Annotated in this window: 24 protein-coding genes; 2 read left to right on the forward strand and 22 right to left on the reverse strand. The window is 52.7% G+C overall.

The features are described 5' to 3' along the window. Positions 1-2 precede the first annotated feature (2 nt). The 9 genes from hemW to IOQ59_RS00855 all read right to left on the reverse strand — a co-directional run bounded on the left by hemW (position 3) and on the right by IOQ59_RS00855 (position 6,748). Positions 3-1,142, reverse strand: coding sequence for a radical SAM family heme chaperone HemW (gene hemW, locus IOQ59_RS00815; RefSeq protein ID WP_193951350.1), 1,140 nt, complete (start codon positions 1,140-1,142; stop codon positions 3-5). A gap of 10 nt (positions 1,143-1,152) precedes the next feature. Next, positions 1,153-1,758: an XTP/dITP diphosphatase gene (locus tag IOQ59_RS00820; protein WP_193951351.1), complete on the reverse strand. Its 606-nt coding sequence runs from the start codon at positions 1,756-1,758 to the stop codon at positions 1,153-1,155. 153 nt (positions 1,759-1,911) lie between these two features. Further along, positions 1,912-2,373, reverse strand: coding sequence for a DUF4426 domain-containing protein (locus tag IOQ59_RS00825; protein ID WP_193951352.1), 462 nt, complete (start codon positions 2,371-2,373; stop codon positions 1,912-1,914). A 15-nt stretch (positions 2,374-2,388) separates the two neighbouring features. Continuing rightward, a complete protein-coding gene (gene metW, locus IOQ59_RS00830) occupies positions 2,389-2,979 on the reverse strand; it encodes a methionine biosynthesis protein MetW (RefSeq protein WP_193951353.1) in 591 nt (196 codons plus the stop codon). Continuing rightward, positions 2,979-4,145: a homoserine O-succinyltransferase MetX gene (gene metX / locus IOQ59_RS00835; RefSeq protein WP_193951354.1), complete on the reverse strand. Its 1,167-nt coding sequence runs from the start codon at positions 4,143-4,145 to the stop codon at positions 2,979-2,981. Before metX ends, metW begins: the two co-directional genes overlap by 1 nt. Before the next feature lie 107 nt (positions 4,146-4,252). After that, positions 4,253-4,546, reverse strand: a complete 294-nt coding sequence (locus tag IOQ59_RS00840) for a DUF167 family protein (RefSeq protein WP_193951355.1) — start codon at positions 4,544-4,546, stop codon at positions 4,253-4,255. Next, on the reverse strand, positions 4,546-5,088 hold the full coding sequence (locus IOQ59_RS00845) for a YggT family protein (RefSeq protein WP_193951356.1): 543 nt from the start codon (positions 5,086-5,088) through the stop codon (positions 4,546-4,548). Before IOQ59_RS00845 ends, IOQ59_RS00840 begins: the two co-directional genes overlap by 1 nt. A 120-nt stretch (positions 5,089-5,208) precedes the next feature. Further along, positions 5,209-6,033, reverse strand: a complete 825-nt coding sequence (gene proC, locus IOQ59_RS00850) for a pyrroline-5-carboxylate reductase (protein WP_193951357.1) — start codon at positions 6,031-6,033, stop codon at positions 5,209-5,211. 10 nt (positions 6,034-6,043) lie between these two features. Next, positions 6,044-6,748 (reverse strand): YggS family pyridoxal phosphate-dependent enzyme, encoded by a 705-nt coding sequence (locus IOQ59_RS00855; RefSeq protein ID WP_193951358.1) that lies wholly within the window; start codon positions 6,746-6,748, stop codon positions 6,044-6,046. Between the two features lie 88 nt (positions 6,749-6,836). Between IOQ59_RS00855 and IOQ59_RS00860 the strand changes: the two genes are divergently transcribed. Together IOQ59_RS00860 and IOQ59_RS00865 are read left to right on the forward strand one after the other, a co-directional pair. Next, a complete protein-coding gene (locus IOQ59_RS00860; RefSeq protein ID WP_193951359.1) occupies positions 6,837-7,871 on the forward strand; it encodes a type IV pilus twitching motility protein PilT in 1,035 nt (344 codons plus the stop codon). Positions 7,872-7,896: 25 nt separating this feature from the next. Continuing rightward, positions 7,897-9,066 (forward strand): PilT/PilU family type 4a pilus ATPase, encoded by a 1,170-nt coding sequence (locus IOQ59_RS00865; protein ID WP_193951360.1) that lies wholly within the window; start codon positions 7,897-7,899, stop codon positions 9,064-9,066. 68 nt (positions 9,067-9,134) lie between these two features. Here the strand turns inward: IOQ59_RS00865 and IOQ59_RS00870 are convergent, their stop codons facing one another. From IOQ59_RS00870 to IOQ59_RS00930, 13 genes are all read right to left on the reverse strand, one after another. Continuing rightward, a complete protein-coding gene (locus tag IOQ59_RS00870; RefSeq protein WP_228050586.1) occupies positions 9,135-10,943 on the reverse strand; it encodes an ABC transporter transmembrane domain-containing protein in 1,809 nt (602 codons plus the stop codon). A 278-nt stretch (positions 10,944-11,221) separates the two neighbouring features. Then, complete coding sequence (locus IOQ59_RS00875) at positions 11,222-12,991, reverse strand: hypothetical protein (protein ID WP_193951362.1); 1,770 nt, start codon at positions 12,989-12,991, stop codon at positions 11,222-11,224. 140 nt (positions 12,992-13,131) lie between these two features. Next, the gene (locus IOQ59_RS00880) at positions 13,132-13,842 is read right to left on the reverse strand and encodes a response regulator transcription factor (protein WP_193951363.1); all 711 of its coding nucleotides are present in this window, start codon (positions 13,840-13,842) and stop codon (positions 13,132-13,134) included. After that, a complete protein-coding gene (locus IOQ59_RS00885) occupies positions 13,817-14,251 on the reverse strand; it encodes a Crp/Fnr family transcriptional regulator (RefSeq protein ID WP_193951364.1) in 435 nt (144 codons plus the stop codon). The genes IOQ59_RS00880 and IOQ59_RS00885 overlap by 26 nt, the downstream gene beginning before the upstream one ends. Before the next feature lie 44 nt (positions 14,252-14,295). Next, positions 14,296-16,122, reverse strand: coding sequence for an ABC transporter substrate-binding protein (locus IOQ59_RS00890; RefSeq protein ID WP_193951365.1), 1,827 nt, complete (start codon positions 16,120-16,122; stop codon positions 14,296-14,298). A 173-nt stretch (positions 16,123-16,295) separates the two neighbouring features. Continuing rightward, complete coding sequence (locus IOQ59_RS00895) at positions 16,296-17,570, reverse strand: dihydroorotase (protein ID WP_193951366.1); 1,275 nt, start codon at positions 17,568-17,570, stop codon at positions 16,296-16,298. Between the two features lie 5 nt (positions 17,571-17,575). Further along, the gene (locus IOQ59_RS00900; protein ID WP_193951367.1) at positions 17,576-18,580 is read right to left on the reverse strand and encodes an aspartate carbamoyltransferase catalytic subunit; all 1,005 of its coding nucleotides are present in this window, start codon (positions 18,578-18,580) and stop codon (positions 17,576-17,578) included. Positions 18,581-18,601: 21 nt separating this feature from the next. Next, positions 18,602-19,111 (reverse strand): bifunctional pyr operon transcriptional regulator/uracil phosphoribosyltransferase PyrR, encoded by a 510-nt coding sequence (gene pyrR, locus IOQ59_RS00905; RefSeq protein ID WP_193951368.1) that lies wholly within the window; start codon positions 19,109-19,111, stop codon positions 18,602-18,604. Then, on the reverse strand, positions 19,092-19,568 hold the full coding sequence (ruvX, locus tag IOQ59_RS00910) for a Holliday junction resolvase RuvX (RefSeq protein WP_193951369.1): 477 nt from the start codon (positions 19,566-19,568) through the stop codon (positions 19,092-19,094). The genes pyrR and ruvX overlap by 20 nt, the downstream gene beginning before the upstream one ends. A 6-nt stretch (positions 19,569-19,574) precedes the next feature. Further along, the gene (locus IOQ59_RS00915; RefSeq protein ID WP_193951370.1) at positions 19,575-20,138 is read right to left on the reverse strand and encodes a YqgE/AlgH family protein; all 564 of its coding nucleotides are present in this window, start codon (positions 20,136-20,138) and stop codon (positions 19,575-19,577) included. Positions 20,139-20,174: 36 nt separating this feature from the next. Then, a complete protein-coding gene (locus IOQ59_RS21545; protein ID WP_193951371.1) occupies positions 20,175-21,152 on the reverse strand; it encodes an energy transducer TonB in 978 nt (325 codons plus the stop codon). Between the two features lie 10 nt (positions 21,153-21,162). Beyond that, a complete protein-coding gene (gene gshB / locus IOQ59_RS00925) occupies positions 21,163-22,116 on the reverse strand; it encodes a glutathione synthase (RefSeq protein ID WP_193951372.1) in 954 nt (317 codons plus the stop codon). A gap of 129 nt (positions 22,117-22,245) precedes the next feature. Then, a complete protein-coding gene (locus IOQ59_RS00930; protein WP_193951373.1) occupies positions 22,246-22,974 on the reverse strand; it encodes a 16S rRNA (uracil(1498)-N(3))-methyltransferase in 729 nt (242 codons plus the stop codon). Positions 22,975-22,977: the final 3 nt, after the last annotated feature.

The raw sequence follows: 22,977 nt of genomic DNA on the forward strand, positions 1-22,977 counted from the left end.
GGTTAGTCGTCGAGAAACATCTCCAGCAGGTTGTTGAGGAACAAACGACCCTGCTGGGTAGGTGCAAGGCGTGATGGGTCTGTGTCTAGCAGCCCCATCTTTCTGGCCTTCTCGGTGATCGGGTCCAAGGTACTCAGGTCCAATCCAGTACGGGATGGAAAGAGCGTGCTATCCACACCGTCCGTCAGACGCAGGGCGTTGAGCATGAACTCAAACGGCAAGGCATCGGCCTCGAGTGTTTCACTGCCACCTAAGCGTTTATCCACCTGCATGTAGGCTTTGGGTTGCTTCTGCTTCCAGCGTCGCAGGATGGCGCCATCTTCCTGTGTGACCTTGCCGTGAGCGCCGGCACCAATGCCGATATAATCACCAAACTGCCAGTAATTGAGGTTATGGCGGGCTTGTTTTCCAGCCTGTGCATAAGCTGAAATCTCGTACTGTGCATAACCGGCTTCAGCCAAAAACAGTTGTCCACGCTCCTGAATATCCCATAAGGTTTCATCCACAGGCAGTGATGGCGGACGGGCGTGAAACTCGGTGTTAGGCTCGATGGTGAGCTGATACCAGGAGATGTGGTCCGGTTTCAGGCTCGCGGCAATTTGCAGGTCCTGTAACGCTTGCTCGGTGCTTTGGCCCGGTAGACCATGCATCAGGTCCAGATTCATATTGTCGAACAGTTCGCGTGCCACACCTGCTGCTTTGATCGCTTCTTCACCGCTGTGAATGCGCCCCAATGCCGTCAGCTGCGTATCGGAAAAGCTCTGGATACCCAGTGATAGACGATTGACGCCCGCCTCCCGATAGCCCCGAAACTTCTCCTGCTCGAATGTGCCGGGGTTGGCTTCCATCGTGATCTCGATATCCCGGGCGAAGCTGATCCGCTGTTCCACCTGATTCAACAGTGTGTTGATCATCGCGGCCGAAAACAGGCTCGGGGTGCCGCCGCCGATAAAGATACTCTGCAACGGCCGGACACTGGTCTCTTTTAGCTCCTGCTCTAAGTCATCCAGCAGCGCTGCCACATAGGCTTCTTCGGGAATCTCTTCACGTACCGCATGCGAGTTAAAGTCACAGTATGGACACTTTTGGACACACCATGGGATATGGATGTAGAGACTGAGAGGGGGCAGCGCAATACTCATAGGACGGGCGTTATACCTGCAGGTAAGGTTTGATACGGCTGATCAGTTCAGTCACCGCTTGTCCGCGGTGGCTGAGGACATTTTTCTGTTCCGGTGGTAGCTGGGCCGAGGCTTTATCCAGATCAGGGATCAGGAACAGGGGATCGTAACCAAAGCCGTTGTCACCGCGGGCTTCGGTCAGAATCTGACCTTCCCACGTACCCTGGCAGATCAGCGGGGTTGGGTCTTCGGCGTGGCGCATGAAGACCAGCAGGCAGCGAAAGCGTGCAGTACGTTTCTCTGCGGGCAGATCTTTTAACAACTCAAGTAGCTTGGCGTTGTTATCTGCATCGCTGGCATCGGGACCCGAAAAGCGAGCGGAATAGATACCCGGTGCACCCTGAAGGGCGTCCACTTCGAGCCCTGAGTCATCTGCCAGTGCGGGCAGACCGGTGATTTGTGCGGCGTGACGGGCTTTGAGGATCGCATTCTCAACAAAACTCAGGCCGGTTTCGTCCGCATCGCTAACGTTAAAGTCAGATTGCGGTACGACCTCAACATCCATCTGCCCCAAAACCTGATTGAATTCGCGCAGTTTGCCTTTGTTGCCGCTGGCGAGAACAATTTTGTTGATCATCTGTAGCCTCATAAGAATAAAAGTCACGTCTCAAACGAACCTCGGTGCGCGTCGAGTATCGACGTGCCTGATCCATGGGGTGGTCTGAGAGATGTTCAAAAGGTACGCGCTTACCGGTGGCAGGCGCGTATTTTTCATAATGGATTAAATCTGTCAGTCGGCAAAAAAGCGTTGCTCAAACTGCAGGTCATAGGCGGGTTGGTTCGGATCAGGTTGCACAGTGACAGAGATACGCATCAGCATATCGTCACTAAAACCAAACTGACCGATGTAATAGACGGCGTTACCTTCATCGACCTTCTTGAAGTCGAGCTGCTGAGTCTGTTGTAGCAAGTTAGCTGCAGACCCGGAAATCAGCGCGGAGATCGGTTTTTTATTGCCATCGGCTTCTTTTTTAAGCACAGAGACATTAATCATCGCACGACGTTTGCCTCGCAGTAACCCGTAGGTTTTAGCAATATCCGGCTCAACAAAACTGCTGTTGAATGCGTTGTAGTGGATTTCGTAGTCGCCGTATGCGACAAACTGAGCGGCCTGCGCGGGAAGCGCCATAAACAATAAACTGATTGCTGCCGTACTCAGCAGGCGCTGCAAAAAATGAGAACCTGTTTTCATAACCTGCTTAGCCTCTTATCGGGTAATGCGGTAGATTGCGATCTCGCCCAGCATGTTGGGCCAGAGATGGATCCACCAGCGGTGGCGATGCTCATTATCCACAACTGTGCGTTCCATGATGTAGATATTGCGCTCTACACACAGACTTTCAAAGTCTTTGAAGGTGCAGAAGTGAATATTGGGCGTGTTATACCAAGTATAGGGCAGGAACTTGGATACCGGCATTTTCCCACGAAAAGCCAGGTAGCCACGGGCCCGCCAATGCCCAAAGTTCGGGAAGGTGACAATACACTCTTTCCCGATACGTAACAGCTCGTCAACGATCTGATCCGGGCGATGCATTGCCTGCAAAGCCTGTGTCATCACAACCGTATCAAAGCTGTTACTTTTGATACTGGATAAACCGGTATCAATGTCCTTTTCGATGACGTTTACACCATTTTCTATACACGCGGTGATATTGTCCGCGTTAATTTCCAGTCCGTAACCACTCACCTCTTTGTGCTGTTGCAGATGGTGCAGCAGTTCGCCATCACCGCAGCCGACGTCCAGCACGCGGCTACCGGGTTCGATCCAGTTTCGGATGATTTCTAAATCGGCGCGCATCAGGCTGTCTCCCCGGAAGTCTTTGGAATATCCGCTTCAACCCGTTTCATGTAAGCCCTGAAGATCTCCATATAGCGTGGAATGGGGATCAGGAAGGCATCATGCCCCTGTGGTGAGTCGATCTCCGCGTAGCTGACCTGTTTGCCCGCTTCTACCAATGCATCGGTGATCGCGCGTGAACGTTCCGGAGAGAAGCGCCAGTCCGTGGTGAAAGAGATCACCATAAACTTACACAATGCCCGTTTGAGGGCCGCAGGCAGATCATGGTTGAAGTCTGCAGCCGGGTCGTAATAGTCCAGTGCCTTGGTCATCAGCAGGTAGGTATTGGCGTCAAACTCGGTCGAAAAACGCTCGCCCTGATAACGCAGGTAGGACTCCACTTCAAACTGTGGGTTAAAATCGAAGCTGATTTTACCTTCCCGCAGTTCACGCCCGAACTTGTCGCGCATACCATCATCGGACAGGTAGGTAATATGGCCAAGCATACGGGCCAGCATCAGTCCCACCTTGGGCACTTCGTCCTGCTCGTAGTAGTGGCCGTTGTGGAACTGTGGATCTTTGCTGATGGCCTGGCGGGCCACCTCATTAAATGCGATGTTTTGCGCTGAGAGTTTCGGCGCGGCGGCAATGACCATGCAGTGTCGCAGGCGCTGGGGATAGTCGATGGACCATTGCAATGCCTGCATGCCACCCAGACTACCACCAATTACCGCTGCCCACTGTTCGATACCGAAGTGGTCGGCGAGGCGTGCCTGACTGTTGACCCAGTCGGCGACGGTCATCAGCGGGAAATCGGGGCCATAAGGCTTGTTGGTGTCAGGGTTTGTCTGATTTGGGCCGCTGGATCCATGACAGCCTCCCAGATTGTTCAAACCGATGACAAAGAACTTATTGGTATCGATCGGTTTGCCCGGGCCAATCGCGGAATCCCACCAGCCGGGTTTACGGTCATCGAGGCTGTTGTATCCCGCCACATGGTGATTACCAGATAAGGCATGGCAGATCAGAATGGCGTTGGAGCGCGCCTCATTCAGCTCACCATAGGTTTCAACCATCAGATGATACTGATCAAGGGTGCGGCCGCAGGCCAGTTCAAGAGGTTGGTTAAACAGAATTTTTTCGGGTTGGACAAGACCAACCGAATCGTCAGGAATAATTTCGGGCATCACTCAATACTCAACAATAAAACGGAAAACAGAAAGCCGTTGTGCAGTTGAGCTTCACATCTCGTAAAACAGCAGGCTGTGTTGTACCAGAAGTGTCATGGTTGAGTTCACGTCCGTTTCTCAATATTCAATAAAGCCGGCAGCTTGGCCGGTTGTTCAATTCTGATCCGTTTCTGGCGGCCTAGTTCACCGCTGATGATGCGGATATCGCGTTTAGCCACGCCAAACTGCTTCGCCAGAAATTTGATCAGATGTGTATTGGCCCGCCCGTCAATGGGCGGTGCCGTGATGCGGATTTTAACACTGTCACCGTGTAATCCGACAATCTCATCTTTTGCTGCTTTGGGCTGCAGGTGGCAGCTCAGGAGCAGGTCATCCTCTTGCCACTGATAAACCGTCATTAAATGACGTAAGGCGCCAGCTGCCCTCGGATAATCTGAATCACCAGAAAGATCAGAATCGGTGACAGGTCCAGACCACCCAACGGTGGAATGACTTTACGTGCCAGCTCCATCAGAGGTTCGGTCAGCTGCTGAATCAATTGTGGTCCCGGATGATAACTGCCCGGTGCAATCCAGCTGATGATCACCGATGCCAGTACCGCCCAGAAGTACACCATCAGCACAGTATCAACCACGGTGATCGCAGAGAAGATCAGCATGCTTGGTATCTGCAGAGCCCCGCCGTTGATCATAACGATCAGGGCAAGTGTGACAAACTTAACCAGCAGGGCCAGTATCAGTGCGGACAGATCCCAACGACCCGCGCGGGGCAGTACCTTCTGGAATGGCACCAGCGGTTTATTGGTGAGACGAACCACCGCCTGCGAGATCGGGTTGTAGTAATCGGCGCGGGCCAACTGCAACAAGAAACGCAGAATAACGATGAATAAGTAAAGGCCACCTACTGTGGAGATTATGAGCGTTAACGGATCCTGTCCCATCTCTTTTCCTGTCTCGGTAATACGGCTGGGTTTGAGCACATAATTGCTGGAAGTATAGAGCCTTACGCCGGGATGTTGAACTCCGAACATACCGGTATAAGGCTGGTTTAGCCGCAGTTTTTACTGACCAAGCTCTTTTGCCAGTTCGACAGAGCGGTCATTGCAGGCTTTTAGCGCGGTATCTACCAGTTCTGGCAGGCCGCCATCGATAAAGCGTTTGATCGCTTGTTCGGTGGTTCCGTTTGGAGAGGTGACACGGCGACGTAATTCACCCGGATCAACGTCGCTGCTGCTGGCCATCTTGGCGGCGCCCAGTGCGGTTTGCAGCGTCAGCTGGGTGGCTACCTCTTCGCTCAAGCCCAATTTCTTACCTGCTTCGATCATGCTTTCCATCATCAGGAAGTAATACGCAGGGCCTGAACCGGATACCGCTGTCACAGCATCCAGCTGGCTTTCTTCATCGACCCACAGGGCGATACCGATCGCTGCCAGAATTTCTTCAGCCTGCTGGCGTTGCTCATCGCTGACAAAGGTATTGGCATATAAACCGCTTGCGCCGGTCTGTACCAGTGCTGGGGTATTTGGCATACAGCGAACAATCGCGTTGCTGGTACCGAGCCAGTGATCAATAGTCGGTGACATGATGCCTGCTGCAATCGAGACAATCAGCGGTTGCTGAGTTTGTACTGCATCAACAATCTCGTCACATACGCTCTTCAGAATCTGTGGTTTTACGGACAACACGACAATATCGGCGCTGGCTACGGCTTCACTGTTGTTATCGCTGGTCTTAACGCCCTGAATCGCCAGATCGGTCAGCTTGGCCGTAGTCGGCTCGGTTGCCCAGATCTGTTCTGCCGGATAGCCGTTGTCGATCAGGCCACCGATAATCGCGCGGGCCATGTTGCCGGCACCGATAAACGCCAGAGTAGGTTGTTTGTTCAAAGGTCTGTCCTCAATTCTGCTTGTTGCTGTAATCACGTGCGCCAAAAATAGCGGTGCCGATACGCACGATAGTCGCGCCTTCAGCGATGGCCATCGCCATATCGCCGGACATCCCCATCGATAGAGTATCTAGCGTTGGATGGTTTTGTTTAAGTTCCGTAAACAACTGCTGCATGCGGTGGAACGCATCACGCTGTTGTTCTGGGTCATCGGTCGCCTGTGGAATGGCCATTAGACCACGCAGCTTAATGCGTGGTAGGGCGGCGATCTCTGCGACCAATGTTGCTGTATCTTCCGGCAGACAGCCTGCTTTACTCTCTTCACCGCTGATATTGATCTGGAGACAAATATTCAGTGCAGGTAAGTGTTCGGGGCGCTGTTCTGACAGGCGACGTGCAATTTTAATCCGGTCGACGCTATGAACCCAATGAAAACTTTCAGCAATCGGTCGGGTTTTGTTGGACTGAATAGGACCAATAAAATGCCAGCAAAGGTCGTCTAATGCCGATAATGCGTCTATCTTTTCCAGACTCTCCTGCAGGTAGTTTTCGCCAAAGTGGCGTTGACCGTGGTCGTAGGCCTGTTTCAGTTCATCCGCAGTGCGGGTTTTACTGACCGCCAGCAGGGTAATGTCAGCCGGCTCACGACCGGTGGCGGTTGCAGCTTCATGGATCTGCTGCTGAACCTTAATCAGGTTGTTGTTGATACAGGGCATGGAGTAAATAACCTATCAGATTGGCTTGCTGCGTCTATTCTGCTAGAACTAGTGACTTCGTTGAAGGGGTCTTGGAAAACCACATATTATGGATATTACTGAACTTTTGTCATTTGCTGTACAGCAGAATGCTTCTGATCTTCATGTGACGGCTGGGATGCCGCCGCTGATCCGCGTTGACGGCGATGTTCGGCGGATAAAATTGCCGGCAATGGAACACAAAGAGGTCCATTCGCTGGTCTATGAAATCATGAACGATAAACAGCGAAAAGAGTACGAAGAAAATCTGGAAGTGGATTTCTCGTTCGAGATTCCGGGGCTGGCGCGTTTTCGTGTGAATGCGTTTAACCAGAACCGTGGTGCAGCGGCTGTATTTCGTACTATCCCCAGTAAAGTATTGGGTATGGAAGAGCTGGGCATGGGCGGTGTGTTTCGTGACCTGTCAGAAAAACACCGGGGACTGGTGCTGGTTACAGGACCGACCGGTTCCGGTAAGAGTACCACGCTGGCGGCGATGGTCGATTACATCAATGAAACCCGCTCAGACCATATCCTGACTATTGAAGACCCGATTGAATTTGTACACGAGAGCAAAAAGTCGCTGATCAACCAGCGTGAAGTACATCGTGATACCCACGGTTTTTCCAACGCGCTGCGATCTGCCCTGCGTGAAGACCCGGATATTATCCTGGTCGGAGAGATGCGAGATCTGGAAACAATTCGTCTGGCACTGACCGCCGCCGAAACGGGCCACCTTGTTTTTGGTACACTGCATACGACCTCAGCGGCAAAAACCATCGACCGTATTATCGATGTATTCCCCGCTGCGGAGAAATCGATGGTGCGTTCAATGCTGTCGGAATCGTTGCAAGGCGTTATCGCTCAGACGTTGTTGAAGAAAAGTGGCGGTGGCCGTGTGGCGGCACATGAAATTATGATTGGTACACCTGCGATCCGTAACCTGATCCGTGAGGACAAGGTGGCTCAGATGTACTCCGCTATCCAGACGGGTGCTGCTTTCGGGATGAAAACACTGGACCAGAGTCTGGGAGAACTGCTGCAGAAAGGGCTGATCGGCCGGGAATCGGCACGCGAAAAAGCTCAGAACCCAACTGCGTTCTAAATGCTGATGCTGTAAGGAGCATGCTGTGGATTTTACTCAGCTACTGAAAGTGATGGTCGACAGGGAAGCGTCTGACCTCTTTGTAACGGCGGATGCACGTCCCACCATCAAGGTGGATGGTACGTTGAAGCCGTTAACCCGTGAGCCGATTAGCGGTGAGCAGTCTCGGGCGCTGGTCTTCAGCACCATGAATGATAAACAACTGGCGGAATTTGAAGGTACCCGCGAGTGTAACTTTGCCATCTCCATTCCTACGATGGGGCGTTTTCGTGTTTCGGCCTTCTATCAACGTGATGTTCCCGGCATGGTGTTGCGCCGTATTAACGATTACATCCCAAGCTTTGACGAATTGAATCTACCAGACGTGTTAAAAAGCCTGACGATGACCAAGCGAGGCCTGATCCTGTTTGTCGGCGGAACCTCGACCGGTAAATCTACCTCCCTGGCCTCGATGATCGATTACCGAAACAGCAACAGCCGTGGTCATATCATCACGATTGAGGATCCTATCGAGTTTATGCATCCGCATAAGCAGTGCATCGTAACTCAGCGAGAAGTGGGTATTGATACGGATTCCTTCGACGTAGCGCTGAAAAACACCCTGCGTCAGGCGCCGGATGTGATCCTGATGGGAGAGATCCGTACCAAGGAAACGATGCAATACGGTATGACCTTTGCTGAGACCGGCCATCTCTGTCTCGCAACGATGCATGCCAATAACGCCAACCAGGCGTTGGACCGGATTATCAGCTTCTTCCCGCCGGAACATCACGATCAGCTGTGGATGGATCTGTCGTTGAACCTGAAAGCGATTGTGGCGCAGCAGCTATTGCCCGCGAAAGACGGCAAAGGCCGCCGGGCCGCGATTGAGGTGCTGATCAATACGCCATTGATTCAGGACTTGATTCGCAAGGGCAATGTCCACGAAATCAAAGAGGTCATGAAAAAGTCCACCAACCTGGGCATGCAAACTTTCGACCAGGCCTTGTTTACACTGTTCAAAGAAGGTGTGATTGATTACGACGTGGCACTGAACCATGCGGATTCAGCCAACGATCTGCGTCTGATGATTAAGCTGGATGCAAAGGCGAACCCTGAGCTGGATAAGATCGACGAAGCGGAATTTTCGCTGCAGGGCGAAGATGACTATATCGACGACCTGGGTGGAAATCCGATCAAGCCAAAGGGTAAATGATTCACAAGCCACCTTGGTACTTTGACGTTGAGTGGGGCCAGATTGTTATCGCCGCTAAGCAATCAGCATTAACCGGCGGTGCTGGCGACAGGTGACACGCGAAAACGTTGGCTTGGGGCCGGCTTAGGAGGCGTACCTAGGACCGCCTCAGGGGTGCCATCAGCAACGATCCGGCCTTCTGCCATGACAATGACCCGGGTCGCGATTGCTGCGGCGATAGAGGGACGGTGTGTCGACAGCACTAACATATCGTCCGACCTCATGCGTGCCTGCAGACACGTCAGAACATTTTTCTCTGTACGACCATCTAATGCCGCCGTTGGCTCGTCCAATAGCCAGATTTTAGGTGCTGCGAGGCAAACACGTCCCAATCCAACCAACTGCTTTTGTCCACCCGAGAGGCCTTCACCGCCTTCGCTCAGCGTCAGCTGCATGCCTTTAGGGTGACAGCTTGCCAACTGATCCAGCCCGAGTTGCTGGCAGACATCCTGAATATGATGGTCCTGAATCTGACCTGCCAGTGTCAGGTTATCCAGCAATGTGCCTTTAAACAGCTGTACCGTTTGAGGCAGGTAGCCGATTGTTGCGCTCATGGCATCTGGTTCCTGTTGCCGGCCCGCATGGTCAGCTAACAGTACGTCGCCTTTGCTGGGGCGATAAAGTCCTGCGAGCAGTTTCAGTAGCGTGGATTTTCCGGAGCCGATGGTGCCTAAAACCACCACGCGTTCTCCGGCGTTGATACTGAGCTGCTTAACATCCAGTTGCGTCAGGGGCGAATGGTCGTAAGCGAAACGCAGATTGCTTACTTGCAGCTGTTTAGGTGTGCTGCTGGAGGTGGCTAACGTCTCCTCTTGAGGGGTGATGGTTTCCAGCACAAGCAGTTGATCCAGATTCCTGAGGGTCTGAGCTACGTTTTGCCACTGGGCCATGTAGTTCACACTTTGGGCAACCGGAGAGATAACACGCCCGCCCAGAATACTGCAGGCGATCAATGCGCCCATCGTCAGGTTACCCTGGGCAATTTGATAAACCCCCACCAGAATCGCTAGTACGTATGCACAGGTGGCGAGACTGGATGATGTGATCAGACCGAAGTTGTTAATATCTTTCTGTTGGATGCTCTGTGTGTTGATTGACTCTGTAAGCGTTGCCCAGCGAGACTCAAACTGGGCGGTGGCATTACCCGCGCGGATGGTTTCAGCACCCTGAATGGCTTCCACCAATAACCCCTGGCGTTCATTACTGCGCGCCAATTGTGATTGGGTGAGGGTGTGTAAGCGTTGTTGCGTCACAAAGCCTAGCAGTAATGCCAGTGGAAACATGGCGGCGTATACCCAGCCCACCATCCCGCCGATGAGGCCGATAAACAGCACAAACACGAGTGCAAATGGCAGATCAACCAGCGCAAATAATATGCTGGCAGATAAGAAGTGGCGGACATTGTCTAAACCGGATACCTGAGACGCTAAGGTACCTAAACTGCGGGGGCGCTTGTCGAGCTGCAGATGCATGATATGGGAAAACACCTGTTGCGAAATCGCTTTGTCGACCTGCGTGGAAACCTGATCAAGGATCCGTCCACGCAAACGTTTTAGTAACCAGTCGATCAGGATGACCCCGGCCATGGCAGAGACCAGCATCCACAAGGTATCAAAGGCCAATGTGGGTACCACCTTATCGTAAACCTGAATGGCAAACAGGGAGGTGGCTAGCGCCAGTAGGTTGATAACAATGGTGGCTGTTGCAACGATGATAAACCAGCGCGTGTTGAGGAACGTTTCACGCACGATCATCTGGGCCGCGATGCTGGTGGTTGAAAACCACGTGAAAGGTGTCCATCGAGCCTTGCGTTGAGGCGTTGCCTGTTCAGTCATCATTGCATCAGTGGGTCAGGTCATTAAGGGAGTCCTTAGATGCTATCAATCGACTGTACGAGGCATCTACCGATGCTTTCTGATGGTTCCTGACATTTCCTGACACGCGCTTAGGAATAGACCTGCCACCGTCTGACGGGGATCGTGTCGGCAGTGTTACCTCAATTGCCAGAATGGGGCGGCAATGATGAACACTAACCTGATCAAAGAGGGGTGACCCCCAACGTTAGGTAGCAGGCCTATTCCTGAACTCGCTCAGGGAGAAGACTGATGCGAACAGGCTATATGGGCATGGCCAGGCTTTCCGGCGCGGCCGTGAGATGCAGCAGATCAAAGGTATTGGTGGCGATGTCCCGGCTCTCATCTGAAAACTCAGCCGAGGTACCGGTGTTAAGGTTAAGCATCTGAGTATCTGATACCAATGTGTCCGGGATCAGGTGCTCATAGAACTCCCCCATTGTTTCCTGTTCCCAAAGATCACTTACGATCTCTTGTGCCAGGTTCATATCTGTCTGGCTGATCGCCGTTGTGTCAGGTGTCGATGTCTTAGTGTCGTTCGCAAACTCTGTCGGATTTAGGGGACACGTGGAAACGCTGTTGTAAGCGTCTTCATCGAGAGACACTGCATCATAGATAGTATCGACTTCCAAAATAACCGAAGGGCTGGGGGTACCGTCATTGATCTGGTAGTTCACCGAGAGGTAACCAATGCCTGCGGTGCTGATAATGGCGCTGTTAATTTCGATATGGGCCATACCATCTGGCTGAACGTCCGTGGTGCATAGGACCTTTGTAACGGACTTATCGCCCCAGTTCACAGTGACGGAGTCACCCACGTCAACACCGGATACAACGACCGATACGCCTGAATTCCGAGCTTGAGCATCGACGCCATCTGCGGGTACGTCCACGATGGGCGGCTGGATCAGACTCATATTGATGTCCGCCAGATGGGCATTCGTGCCCGCCTCAAATGCGCCAATGCCTTCTTTAAGCAAAATGACCGCACCCTGGGTCAACGCCAGCACATCGCCATTAGAGGTGATAGCGCTTTCCAGATGGTTAAGTGTGGTGCTGATATGTCCGGTTGTGTGGTCTGCGCCGGAGAGAGACGCGAGTACCAGACCGTAGTGTTCGGAGACGCTGACACCATCATCCGCCGCGAAGTGCTGATCCAACACTGTTGTGACGGGCGCCAGAATGTCCTCGACACCAAACAGTTTGCCAATTTTATCGTTCATCTCCAGATTACTGGATGTCACATTGTGACCAATCAGGTTTGCTTCACGTGCGGCTAATTCTGTCAGCGGGGTGACACTGACAAAGAGATCATCGCCATCGGCCAGGGCCATTGCGCGGAGAGATGTATCCAGGCTGGTGAGATCGTCAGTTGTTTCGTCGATATAATCGCCGGCCTCGCCGTTATTGTCTTCCAGTACGACCAGGATTGGCCCCTGATAGTCTTTAGTGATGGACAGTTCTGACTGGCTGGTGGCGGGATCGATGGTGCCCATGCCGATCAATGTACCAAAACGATCATAGATCGAGATGCTGGCATCGGACTGGAACTGGCCTGCGGTAGCAGCAACAGTCAGGTTGGCATGCTCGCTGACCGTAATCTCGTCATCCTGTGCAGCTTCAGTTGTGACGGCAACAACGTTAGTTATATTTTCTGAGCTGTTTTGCGTGAGATCTGTTTCGCTATTGATTGGAACGTATTGCCACCAAACAATACTTTCGAGAGAGTTGGGTGTTTGGTTGCCGCTGACAGAAAGGTCTGCGGGTGGCTGCAATGCACCGTTAACGCTATACAGCGTGTCATTGCCAGTCCCGTAGAAGTCATCGATATTTGCCACAGCTTTATCGGCGACGCGGACTTCCAGCTGGTCACCTATGCGTACGAGCAGCAGGTCGTCGGGATTGATCTCGGTATTCGTATCAATGACAGAATAGATAGCACCTTGCTTGGCGGTAATCTGGAAAATCTGATCCAGAGGGTGCTCGACCACTTGCTGGTCCTTCAGCACTTCTCTTAGTACGAGATTTTTCATCGCTAAGCTCCTGTTCTTATGAATTCACCGCGTGGCGGCAAGGTATGAACAGGATATTAGCAAGAACACAAATTCAACAACCACCTACGAAAAACGATGGTTTCTGACATTTTCTGACATTCAGGAAGAGGCGGTTGTGATTAGCAGCTCAGTTTGTATCCCAAGCCGTGCACCGTCACGATAGGGCTTTCATGTTCCGTTTCTTCTTTGAGCTTTTTTCTCAGGCGACGGATCAGTGATTCCAGCGCCCGGTTTCCGTATTCGTCGTCGGGATAGGACAGGGCCTGTAAAATTTCGTCACGGGTAGTTTCGCCGCCGTTGTCTGAATGCTGGCTTAAGGTGCGGATCAGGCGGTGCTCTTTGGTGGTTAATTTACAGCTGACGTTATTGGGTGACGTTAGCGTTGCGCTTTCATCGCAGAATATCCAGCGATCACTGTGTGTGCTTTGGGGTTCTGCAACCACGTTAACCCGGCCATGCAGGTTGCGGATGGCAAACACTAACTCTTTTGGTGAAGCCGGCTTCTGGATGAAAATATCGGCGCCGTTCTCATATGCGGCGACCCGGTCTGGATTACTGCAGCGGGCACTGAGGACGATAATTCCCGGCTTATTTTCTGAACGGGCAAGCTGTGAAACGATGGTGTGACCACAATCGTCCGGCAGTCCTAGGTCTACAATTGCGACATCGCAGGCGGCTTCCTGGTAAGCGGCCATGAACTCCGTTACCGAGCCCGTTCCCCGTGCGTTGATGCCACTGAGCTCAAGAAACTCCAGTAATAATGAACGAAGGTCCTCATCGTCTTCCGCGACAAGGGTGTTGATATCAGTCATAGTCCGGCTCAGATCCATTCTTCATTCCGTTTGCAGGTTGCTGTAGAGATTGTCTCTCTATGACCTGATCCTGATAGAGCTCCGTGGTGCTGCGCAGACGGCTGCTGAGCGACTTCAGCATTTCCAGTGCGAATGTCGGGTCTTTCCGAATCCGATGCATCAAACCGCCGCCGCCAATGGTGGTGACGCGCGTCTCACCTACTGCGTGGATATCTGCACTGCGTGGCAGGCCTTCTAGCAATGACATTTCACCAAAAAAATCGCCTACCTCAAAACGTTGCAGCAGTACTTTCTCGCCGTTGATGACATTGGAGGCCTCTGCTCCCCCTTCTAGAATGATGAACATTTTAGTGTCGGTTTCTCCTTGCGCGACAATGAGTTCACCGTCGGAGAAACTGAGTGCAGATGGGGCTTTTTGATCTGGCATGGACATTATTCGGTAACAGCCTCAACAAGAAATAGACAGAGTCTTTAAAGGTTTTCGTCATTAAAATACGGGAACGAAAGTGTCACTTTTGTCCCAACTGCGACGGTGCTTTCAAGTGATACCGTGCCACCAGCGCTCTCAGTGTAGAGTTTTACCAGATAAAGACCAAGACCCATGCTTTGCTTGGGATCGGTGTTTTTTCCCCGGTAGTAGCGTTCAAATATATGTGCTTGTTCCTCCGGGGCAATGCCTTTGCCGTTGTCCGACACGGAGACATAAATATTGCGCTCATCCAGCGTTGTATTGATCGTCACTTCTTGGCCATCAGAATACTTGGCGGCATTGCTGATAATGTTATCGAGACATGTGGCGAGTATTTCCGGCGAGGTATTGATATAGATTTCATCGTCGACACAGCGATGCACATCAAATGGGTTCTTATAGATAATCCGCGCTGCATTCACCGAGTCATTCAGTCCATAGAAAACACCGCTGACGTTGTCGTCATTCTCGAATTTACGCTTTTTACCCGGGATGGTTTCGATCAATGCCACTAAGCGCTTGATCGCTTTTTCGATGGCGTTAAATTTGGCCTGAGAATTGGTGATCTTACCGTCGATCTGTTGTTCCAGAATCGAGCAAGAGTTTTGGATGATCGCCAGCGGTGTGCGGTATTCGTGGGAGATCATATCAAGAAACGTCTGTTTCTCTTCCTTGGTTGCGACCAGTTGATCCAGGCTATGGGCCAGATCGTTTTCGGCCGCTTTACGGCGTTCAATTTCAGCTTTTAAGTTCCGTCTGCCGAGGATCAGGTAAAGGGCGAATGCCAATAGAATCAGGGTAAGTAGGGAAAAAATGATAAACACGGTGGAACGATAAAAGGGTGTTTCCGGCTGTCTTGTTTGGAACAGCAGTGCATTTAAGTCGGGTTTTTCTGTAAGAATCCCACTGCGTAAGAACGTATCCGCAATATGTTGCCAGCGCCCCGAATTCATATACCCGATCTCGACCAGATCTGGGCGGATGAGCTTACTCATCTCCTGTGCTTCAAACCTCAGGTGTTCCCGGCTGTGCTGGGCGTCGTAATGGGTCTGAATCACATTGATGGTTTGTTCCACATGCTGAAGCGCATAGTCCCAACCTTTCAGGGTGGCATCACGAAAGGCCTTAACCAGTTCCGGCTTGTCGTTGATCAGCGCGTCGGTGGTGAAGAAGTTATCGCCGTAAAAATCGATGCCGCGACTTCTGGGGTGGAAGATCTGATATTGAACGCCTTGCTGATTCAGCAAAAAAGGTTCGTCGGTGGTGTAGATCGACATGCTATAAATCTGATCATCGATAAATGGCTGCACGGAAAATGCATGCTTTTCGATGTTCAATTTCCCGATATTAAGGCCTTCATCGCGGAACAGAGCCCAGAGATCGGCAGCGTGGGGTTCCAGCATCAATGTCTGGGTTGATATGTCCTGCAATGTGGCCGGTGTGTTCTGATAACGGCTGATCAGTGCCTGAGGCGAGTGTTGGAAAATCACTCCCAGAACGACGACCGGTTTACCCTGGGCGCGGTGATAGATCAGATCGGATGTGCCAACGCCAAATTCGGCCTGACCACGCGTTACCTCATCGACCACACTTAACCCCGGACTCGCGGGTTTTAATGTCACGTCCAGTCCGGCTTTTTCGTATAGCCCCAGTTCTTTGGCCATGTAATAACCGGCGAACTGAAACTGATGGCTCCATTTAAGCTGAACGGTAACAGGCGTTAACGCCGCGAAGACCGTTGGCATACCACAAAAATAGATCAACACCGCGCAAGGCAGATAGCGTCTGATAAACCGGGTGCGGTGAAAAAAGGTATGAAAATTTCGCATCAATGGGCAGCATAGATTAGTTATTTTTAACTAATGCTACCTTTGAAATCGGGCCGAGGCGAACCCTGTTTTCTGTAGATTTTATGAAAGAGGAACAAAACCAGAGGATGGGACCACCCTCTGGTTTAATCGACGAGTGAGATCGAACGCCTCACCAACCGATAGAGAGATGCTTATCGCTGAAAGACAAGCTTACCGTCAACCAGAGTATGGGTGACCTGACCTTTTAGCGTGAAACCCATAAATGGCGTGTTCTTGCCTTTGGAGAAGCTATCTTCTTCGGTCAGCGTCCAGCTGGCATCAGGATCAAACAGACAGATGTCTGCGGCAGCACCGGTCTGCAGCGTACCACTCTCCAGTCCCAGAATCTGTGCCGGTTGGGAGGTCAGTTTTTCCAGCAGTTGTGGCAATTCCATCAAGCCCTGATCGACTAGCATCAGCGACAGTGGCAACAGGGTTTCCAGACCGGTCATGCCGGGCTCGGTGGCTGCAAATGGGGCATCTTTCGCTGCGGCTTCGTGTGGCTGGTGGTCAGAACACAGTGCCTGAATACCACCGGAAATCAGCGCCTGACGCAGACCTGCACGGTCTAGCTGGCTGCGCAGTGGCGGGATCAGATGGAACGCACTGTTAAAGCCGTTGACGTTCTCGTCAGTCAGCAACAGGTGGTGGATCGCCACATCGGCGCTGACATTCAGACCACGTTCGCGGGCTTCCATCACCATGCGCACGGATCGCTCGCAGGAGAGTTGTCCAAAGTGAGCACGGACACCGGTCTGCTCAACCAGCGTCAGGCAGCGCGCGACTTCGATGGTTTCCGCCGCTTCCGGAATGCCGTTCAGACCCAGTCGGGTAGAAGTGGTATCTTCATGCATATGACCGCCCGCAGTCAGCGATGCGTCCTGTGGCTGAAACTGCACCAGCAGATCGTGGGTTGCGGCATACTCCAGACAGCGCATCAGCACCAGCGAATTGGCCACTGGCTCACGGGCGTTAGTAAATGCGATACAGCCGGAGCTGGCCAGCGCATGCATTGGCGCCAGCTGTTGACCGGATAATCCTTTGGTCAGCGCACCCATTGGCAACACTTTGGCTTTACCCAGATCTTCACAGCGTTCAAGGATCAACTCGGCAACGGCCGTCGTGTCGACCACCGGATTAGTCGTCGGTGGGGTAACCAGTGTGGTTACGCCACCTGCCAGTGCAGCCTGAGTTTCGGTCGCAAGTGTGCCTTTAATGGTATAGCCGGGTTCGCGCACATGGGCGCAAAGATCGACAAAACCGGGGCTGACGACCTGACCGGTTGCGTCGATGGTTTGCTCGGCGTTAAACCCTTCCGGTGCATTGCCAATGCCGGCAATTTTACCTTCACTGATATACAGGTCGGTTACCTGATCCAGCTGCTGTGCCGGATCAATAACGCGTCCGCCCTGAATCTTAATATTCATCTGCGTTATTCCCCACTCTTCAGCTGCAGTTGTTTCTCAGTGGCCTGTCCGCTCATCGACATCGACATCACGGCCATTCGCACGGCGATACCGTTGGTAACCTGATCAAGGATCAGGGAACGAGGGCCATCTGCGACCGATGAGGCGATCTCTACGCCACGGTTGATGGGGCCCGGGTGCATGACCACTGCTTCAGGGTGAGCCAGCGCCAGCTTCTCTTCGCTCAGGCCGTAGAGTTTGTAGAATTCAGACTCACTTGGCAGCAGGGCACTGTTCATACGTTCTTTCTGCAGGCGCAACATCATCACGACGTCGACGTCTTTCATGCCCTGTTCCATGTCGGTGAAAACACGCACGCCCAATGCTTCGATATGACGCGGCAGCAGCGTTTGTGGTGCGATAACACGGATCTCGGCAGCACCCAGAGTACGCAGTGCGTGGATCTGTGAACGTGCTACACGGCTGTGCAAAATGTCGCCCACGATGGCCACGGTCAGCGGGGCAAAATCGCCCTTGTGGCGGCGGATGGTCAGCATATCCAGCATCGCTTGCGTTGGGTGGGCATGACGACCGTCACCGGCATTGATCACCGCAACTTTAGGGGTGACATGCTCAGCGATAAAGTGTGCCGCACCGCTGTCTGAGTGACGCACGACAAACATATCGGAGTGCATCGCTTCCAGTGTCATCAGGGTGTCTTTCAGGGTTTCGCCCTTAGAGGTGGAGGATGTGCTGATGTTCAGGTTCAACACATCCGCCGACAGCCGTTTTGCGGCCAGTTCAAAGGTCGACAACGTACGGGTACTGGATTCGAAAAACAGGTTCACGACGGTCTTACCACGCAGGAGTGGGACCTTTTTTACCTGTTGTTCGCCCATATCCACGAAAGAGTCTGCTGTATCGAGAATCTCAGTCAGGATTTCGCGGGACAGACCTTCAGTGGTCAGATAGTGCTTCAGCTGTCCTTCGCAATTGAGTTGGATCTGGTTGGGATCGGTTTGCTCAAACATAACGCTCGCTCAAATTCTGTCTCAGGGACGTTCGCGGATTTCGAGGGTCAATGGATCGGGGCCTGTCAGCTTGATCAGCTGATTGTCACCCAGACTCAGGGTACCGCCGACGACATCGGCCTGAATCGGCAGTTCGCGCCGTTCCAGATCCAACAACGTAATCAGGGTCACTGATGCTGGACGGCCATAATCAAACAGCTCGTTCATTGCGGCGCGGATAGTGCGACCGGACATGATCACATCATCAACCAACAGGACGTGGCGTCCCTCGGTGGCGGCTGGCAGCTGTGATGGTTTCACTTTAGGGTGGAGGCCCACCTGGGTGAAATCATCACGGTAGAAGGAGATATCCATTACGCCCAACGGGTCTTTCAGACCCAGCTGTGTGTGCAGGCGTTCGGCAAGCCAGACGCCGCCGGTGTGGATACCTACCATTAAAGGGTCTTCAATCTTGCGCTGGCTGATCAGGGCGCTAAGCTCCTGACTCATCTTATCCAGCAGTGCGTCTACACTAGGACTGCCCGACGTCATAGAGGTCCTCCAATCGGGTATGGCTTGGGATGCGGGTAGGGCTGTTAAACCAGCTTTCGAGAATCAGTTGTGCCGCGATTCCGTCCACAGATTCTTTACGAAAGTTACTGCTGCCACCCGCAGCAAAATGAATTTCTTTGGCTTCTGATGTACTTAAGCGTTCGTCCATCAGAAAAACCGGGCACTTATAGCGTTCATGCAGACGGTTGGCGAATTTACGCGCGCGGCGCGCCATCTCGCTGATTGTACCGTCCATGTTGAGGGGGATACCCACCACCATAGCCTGCGGTTGCCACTCTTTGATGACGGTGGAAAGTTTGTCCCAATCGGGAATACCATCGCGAGCTGCCATGGGAGGCAGTGCGGTTGCTGTGCCGGTGATCGACTGTCCATAGGCAAGGCCCATGCGGGATGTGCCAAAGTCGAACCCTAGCACCTGTTGAAAATCATCGCTCATGGAAACTCAGGCGTGTCCGGTGTCTGCTGTCAGGAGATCGAGGTTGATGCCGAGCAGCATTGCGGCTGCAGTCAGGCGCTCCTCAATCGGAGTGCGGAACATTATATCGGAATTCGCCGGACAGCTTAACCAAGCATTATCGCTGATCTCCTGCTCCAGCTGACCTGCACCCCAACCGGCGTAACCTAGCACGACTAACCGTTCTTTTGGCCCTTTGCCGGCTGCGATATCTTCCAGAATATCGATTGATGTGGTGAGGCTGGTGCTGACGTCAACATCGCAGGTAGCGTTCCAGTGACCCGAGTCTGCAGGGTGAAGGATAAACCCGCGTTCGGGCTGTACTGGGCCGCCGAAATATACGGTTTCATCCTGAAGGTGATCGGTTGTACCCAGGTCAAGATGACTGAATAAGGTACGTAGTTCGATTGGCACCGCACGATTGACGATGATCCCCATCGCACCCTCATCATTATGCTCACATAGATAGATAAGCGACTGTGCAAAGTAGCGATCTTGCATGTGGGGCATGGAGAGCAGGAAGTGCCCACGGAGGTTGGTGGTATGTGACATTACGACTCCTGCTGTTTCGAGATACGCTCACTGGTTTCAGTATACGACAGTATCGTTTTCAAATTTCCATACCCGGATAATTTCAAGTCGGTCCGTTGTCTTGCGCATTTCAACCGGAAAGGGCCGGAAGGGCGCTGCAAGCTGCACGATGCGGATGGCGGCCTGATCCAGCTCGGGATATTCGGACGGAGACAGTATAGCGACTTCTTCCAGAGTACCATCGGCATTCAGCGAAACCAGCAGTCGAAGCTGCCCGCTCAATTTCTGACGTCGGGCTGACTCCGGATAGTTTATTGCACCAATGCGTTGTACTTTCTCGCGCCAGTGCATCAGATAGCTGTTCTCCAATGCACTGTTATAACGACTGCCTTGCAACCGTTTAATGCGTTGGCCAAGAGGTGCTGGTTCAAGCTCTTCAAGTGGTGTTGCTCGTGCCATGTTGAGACTGCGGGCGAGCAGGCTGCTGGCCGAAATTTGAGGCGCCGAAGGCTTGGTTTCTGGCTCAGGTGTTGGCTTTTGTGCCGGGGGAGCGGCTTTCGGGGGAACTGGTTTTTTACCCGGCGAAGGGGCAGCCGTTGATGGTGTTGGCCGTTGTTTCGTCGCTGGCGTGGCTTTTACCGGTTCCGGTGAGCGTTGGGTTTTGGGCGCAGAGGTCGGGGTAACAACATCCGGTTTAAGTACGTCAGGTGCTGATCGAGTTGTAAGGGTATTGGCTGGCGCTGTAGTCAGAGACTTGGACTTAACGTTGGGCACTGCGTGGTGCACAGGTGCTGGCGGAGCCAGGTCTTTCTCGGTAGGCGGAGGTGGTTCGGGAGCCGTCTCGACAACCGCTTCAGATTCGGATGGATTGTCGGTAGTCAGAGAAGTCAGATTAATCTGCAGCGCGCTGGAGGTAGGAGGGGTGAGCACCGGCTCTGCGGGTATCCCCAGCAGAAACACCGTATGCAGCCCGGTGGCTAAAATCAGGGTGAACAGGAGGCGTCCAAGCGCCTTAAATCCCGAGTCACCGTTCACCCTGTACCGCCTAGTGGGTCGTCAATTTACGCTCGATGGCATCCATCAGGCGCATACCGATATCCAGATTGAACTGCGTGTCCAGTTCGCGGATACAGGTTGGGCTGGTGACGTTGATCTCAGTGAGGTAATCACCGATCACGTCGAGTCCGACAAACAGCAGACCTTGTTCTTTCAAGCGCGGAGCAACCTGTTCGCAGATCCAGCGATCTCGCTCCGTCAGTGGACGACCTTCGCCCGTGCCACCTGCGGCCAGATTGCCACGAGTTTCACCAGCCATCGGGATACGGGCCAGTGCGTAAGGAATGGCTTCTCCGTCGATCATCAAAATACGCTTGTCGCCGTCTTTGATCTCCGGGATATATTTTTGCGCCATGATGGTTTCAGTACCATATTTGGTCAGCGTTTCGATGATCACGCCCAGATTTGTGCCATCTTCCCGAATATGGAAAATCTGTGATCCGCCCATCCCGTCCAGCGGTTTAAAGATGACATCACCGTGCTCCGCATGGAAGGCGCGCAACAGATCTTCGCGACGGGTGACCAATACCGGTGGACAGCATTCCGGGAACTGGGTAGCAAATAGCTTTTCGTTAAAATCGCGTAACGCCTGAGGTTTGTTGACGACCAGCGTGCCTTCTTTTTCTGCCTGTTCCAGCAGATGAGTGCTGTAGATAAATTCGTTGTTAAATGGCGGATCTTTACGCATCAGAATGACGTTCAGATCTGACAGATCCCGTTCTTTGTATTCGCCGCGATAAAACCAGTCATCGGGGTTCATCTCAACCGTAAGCGGGGCCATCATCGCTTTCGCTTTACCGTCGCGAGAGAACAGGTCCTGCTGCTCCATGTACCAGATCTCCCAGCCTTTCTGCTGTGCGGCCCATAACATGGCCAGAGAGCTGTCTTTCTTAAAGTTGATGTCCTCAATCGGGTCCATCACGATGCCGATTTTAATCGTCATGAGAGCTGTAAACCTCTATCGCTTGCGAGTCAGCGCCGCTGCGGGTGCGGTCTCTGTCCTGAATTGGAGTGGTTGCAAAAGGTCTGCATCCGCTTCTTTTATGCGGGCGTTTCGGTACATTTCAACCGCTTAACGCCAATCTCCCCAGAGATACTGCAGCAAAGCAAGCGCTGCAACGGGAGCTGTTTCGGTGCGCATGACCCGGGGACCGAAGGCGACCGGCTGAAAACCGTGATCCCGTGCCAGTTCAACTTCCTGCTCGGTGAATCCGCCTTCGGGGCCAATGAGCAATGCAATGGATTCAGGTGTGTCCATCTCTGCTAGCGGTGTTGCGGTATGGTGGTGGAGTACCAGTTTCAGTTCAGCATCTTCCTGCTTGATCCATTGCTCTAATGTTTGGGGAGCACTGATCGTTGGGACCTTACAACGTCCACTTTGTTCACAGGCACTGATGGCGACTTGCTGCCAGTGGCGGATACGTTTGTCCTGCCGATCGGTGCTGAGTTTTACTTCACAACGCTCTGAAAAGAGCGGGAACATCTGCTGCATACCCATCTCAGTGGCTTTTTGTACGGCATAGTCCATACGTTCGCCACGGGATAAACTCTGGCCAATGCGGATATCCAGTGGGGATTCAATGCAACGATCATCCTGCTGGATGATGCGGGCACTGGCGCGGCGTTTTTCGACCGTTTCCAGTTGCGCTTTATATTCCAAACCGTCGCCGTTAAACAGGATCAGTTCGTCACCGACACGCATACGCAATGCGCGGCAGACATGTTGTACCACAGAATCATTCAGCTCAACGAGCTGATCCAGCTGCAGTGATTGGGGGTCATAAAAACGGGGAATGCGCATAAA

Origin of the sequence: Pontibacterium sinense (genome assembly GCF_015209595.1) — a bacterium.
GTDB classification, from domain to species: domain Bacteria; phylum Pseudomonadota; class Gammaproteobacteria; order Pseudomonadales; family Balneatricaceae; genus Pontibacterium; species Pontibacterium sinense.

Bases quoted from the DNA above. Each gene is read 5' to 3' on its own strand.
- hemW (WP_193951350.1), bottom strand. From the start codon at position 1,142: ATGAGTATTGCGCTGCCCCCTCTCAGTCTCTACATCCATATCCCATGG.
- IOQ59_RS00820 (WP_193951351.1), bottom strand. From the start codon at position 1,758: ATGATCAACAAAATTGTTCTCGCCAGCGGCAACAAAGGCAAACTGCGC.
- IOQ59_RS00825 (WP_193951352.1), bottom strand. From the start codon at position 2,373: ATGAAAACAGGTTCTCATTTTTTGCAGCGCCTGCTGAGTACGGCAGCA.
- metW (WP_193951353.1), bottom strand. From the start codon at position 2,979: ATGCGCGCCGATTTAGAAATCATCCGAAACTGGATCGAACCCGGTAGC.
- metX (WP_193951354.1), bottom strand. From the start codon at position 4,145: ATGCCCGAAATTATTCCTGACGATTCGGTTGGTCTTGTCCAACCCGAA.
- IOQ59_RS00840 (WP_193951355.1), bottom strand. From the start codon at position 4,546: ATGACGGTTTATCAGTGGCAAGAGGATGACCTGCTCCTGAGCTGCCAC.
- IOQ59_RS00845 (WP_193951356.1), bottom strand. From the start codon at position 5,088: ATGGGACAGGATCCGTTAACGCTCATAATCTCCACAGTAGGTGGCCTT.
- IOQ59_RS00855 (WP_193951358.1), bottom strand. From the start codon at position 6,748: ATGCCCTGTATCAACAACAACCTGATTAAGGTTCAGCAGCAGATCCAT.
- IOQ59_RS00860 (WP_193951359.1), top strand. From the start codon at position 6,837: ATGGATATTACTGAACTTTTGTCATTTGCTGTACAGCAGAATGCTTCT.
- IOQ59_RS00870 (WP_228050586.1), bottom strand. From the start codon at position 10,943: ATGATGACTGAACAGGCAACGCCTCAACGCAAGGCTCGATGGACACCT.
- IOQ59_RS00875 (WP_193951362.1), bottom strand. From the start codon at position 12,991: ATGAAAAATCTCGTACTAAGAGAAGTGCTGAAGGACCAGCAAGTGGTC.
- IOQ59_RS00880 (WP_193951363.1), bottom strand. From the start codon at position 13,842: ATGGATCTGAGCCGGACTATGACTGATATCAACACCCTTGTCGCGGAA.
- IOQ59_RS00885 (WP_193951364.1), bottom strand. From the start codon at position 14,251: ATGCCAGATCAAAAAGCCCCATCTGCACTCAGTTTCTCCGACGGTGAA.
- IOQ59_RS00890 (WP_193951365.1), bottom strand. From the start codon at position 16,122: ATGCGAAATTTTCATACCTTTTTTCACCGCACCCGGTTTATCAGACGC.
- IOQ59_RS00895 (WP_193951366.1), bottom strand. From the start codon at position 17,570: ATGAATATTAAGATTCAGGGCGGACGCGTTATTGATCCGGCACAGCAG.
- IOQ59_RS00900 (WP_193951367.1), bottom strand. From the start codon at position 18,580: ATGTTTGAGCAAACCGATCCCAACCAGATCCAACTCAATTGCGAAGGA.
- pyrR (WP_193951368.1), bottom strand. From the start codon at position 19,111: ATGACGTCGGGCAGTCCTAGTGTAGACGCACTGCTGGATAAGATGAGT.
- ruvX (WP_193951369.1), bottom strand. From the start codon at position 19,568: ATGAGCGATGATTTTCAACAGGTGCTAGGGTTCGACTTTGGCACATCC.
- IOQ59_RS00915 (WP_193951370.1), bottom strand. From the start codon at position 20,138: ATGTCACATACCACCAACCTCCGTGGGCACTTCCTGCTCTCCATGCCC.
- gshB (WP_193951372.1), bottom strand. From the start codon at position 22,116: ATGACGATTAAAATCGGCATCGTGATGGACCCGATTGAGGACATCAAC.
- IOQ59_RS00930 (WP_193951373.1), bottom strand. From the start codon at position 22,974: ATGCGCATTCCCCGTTTTTATGACCCCCAATCACTGCAGCTGGATCAG.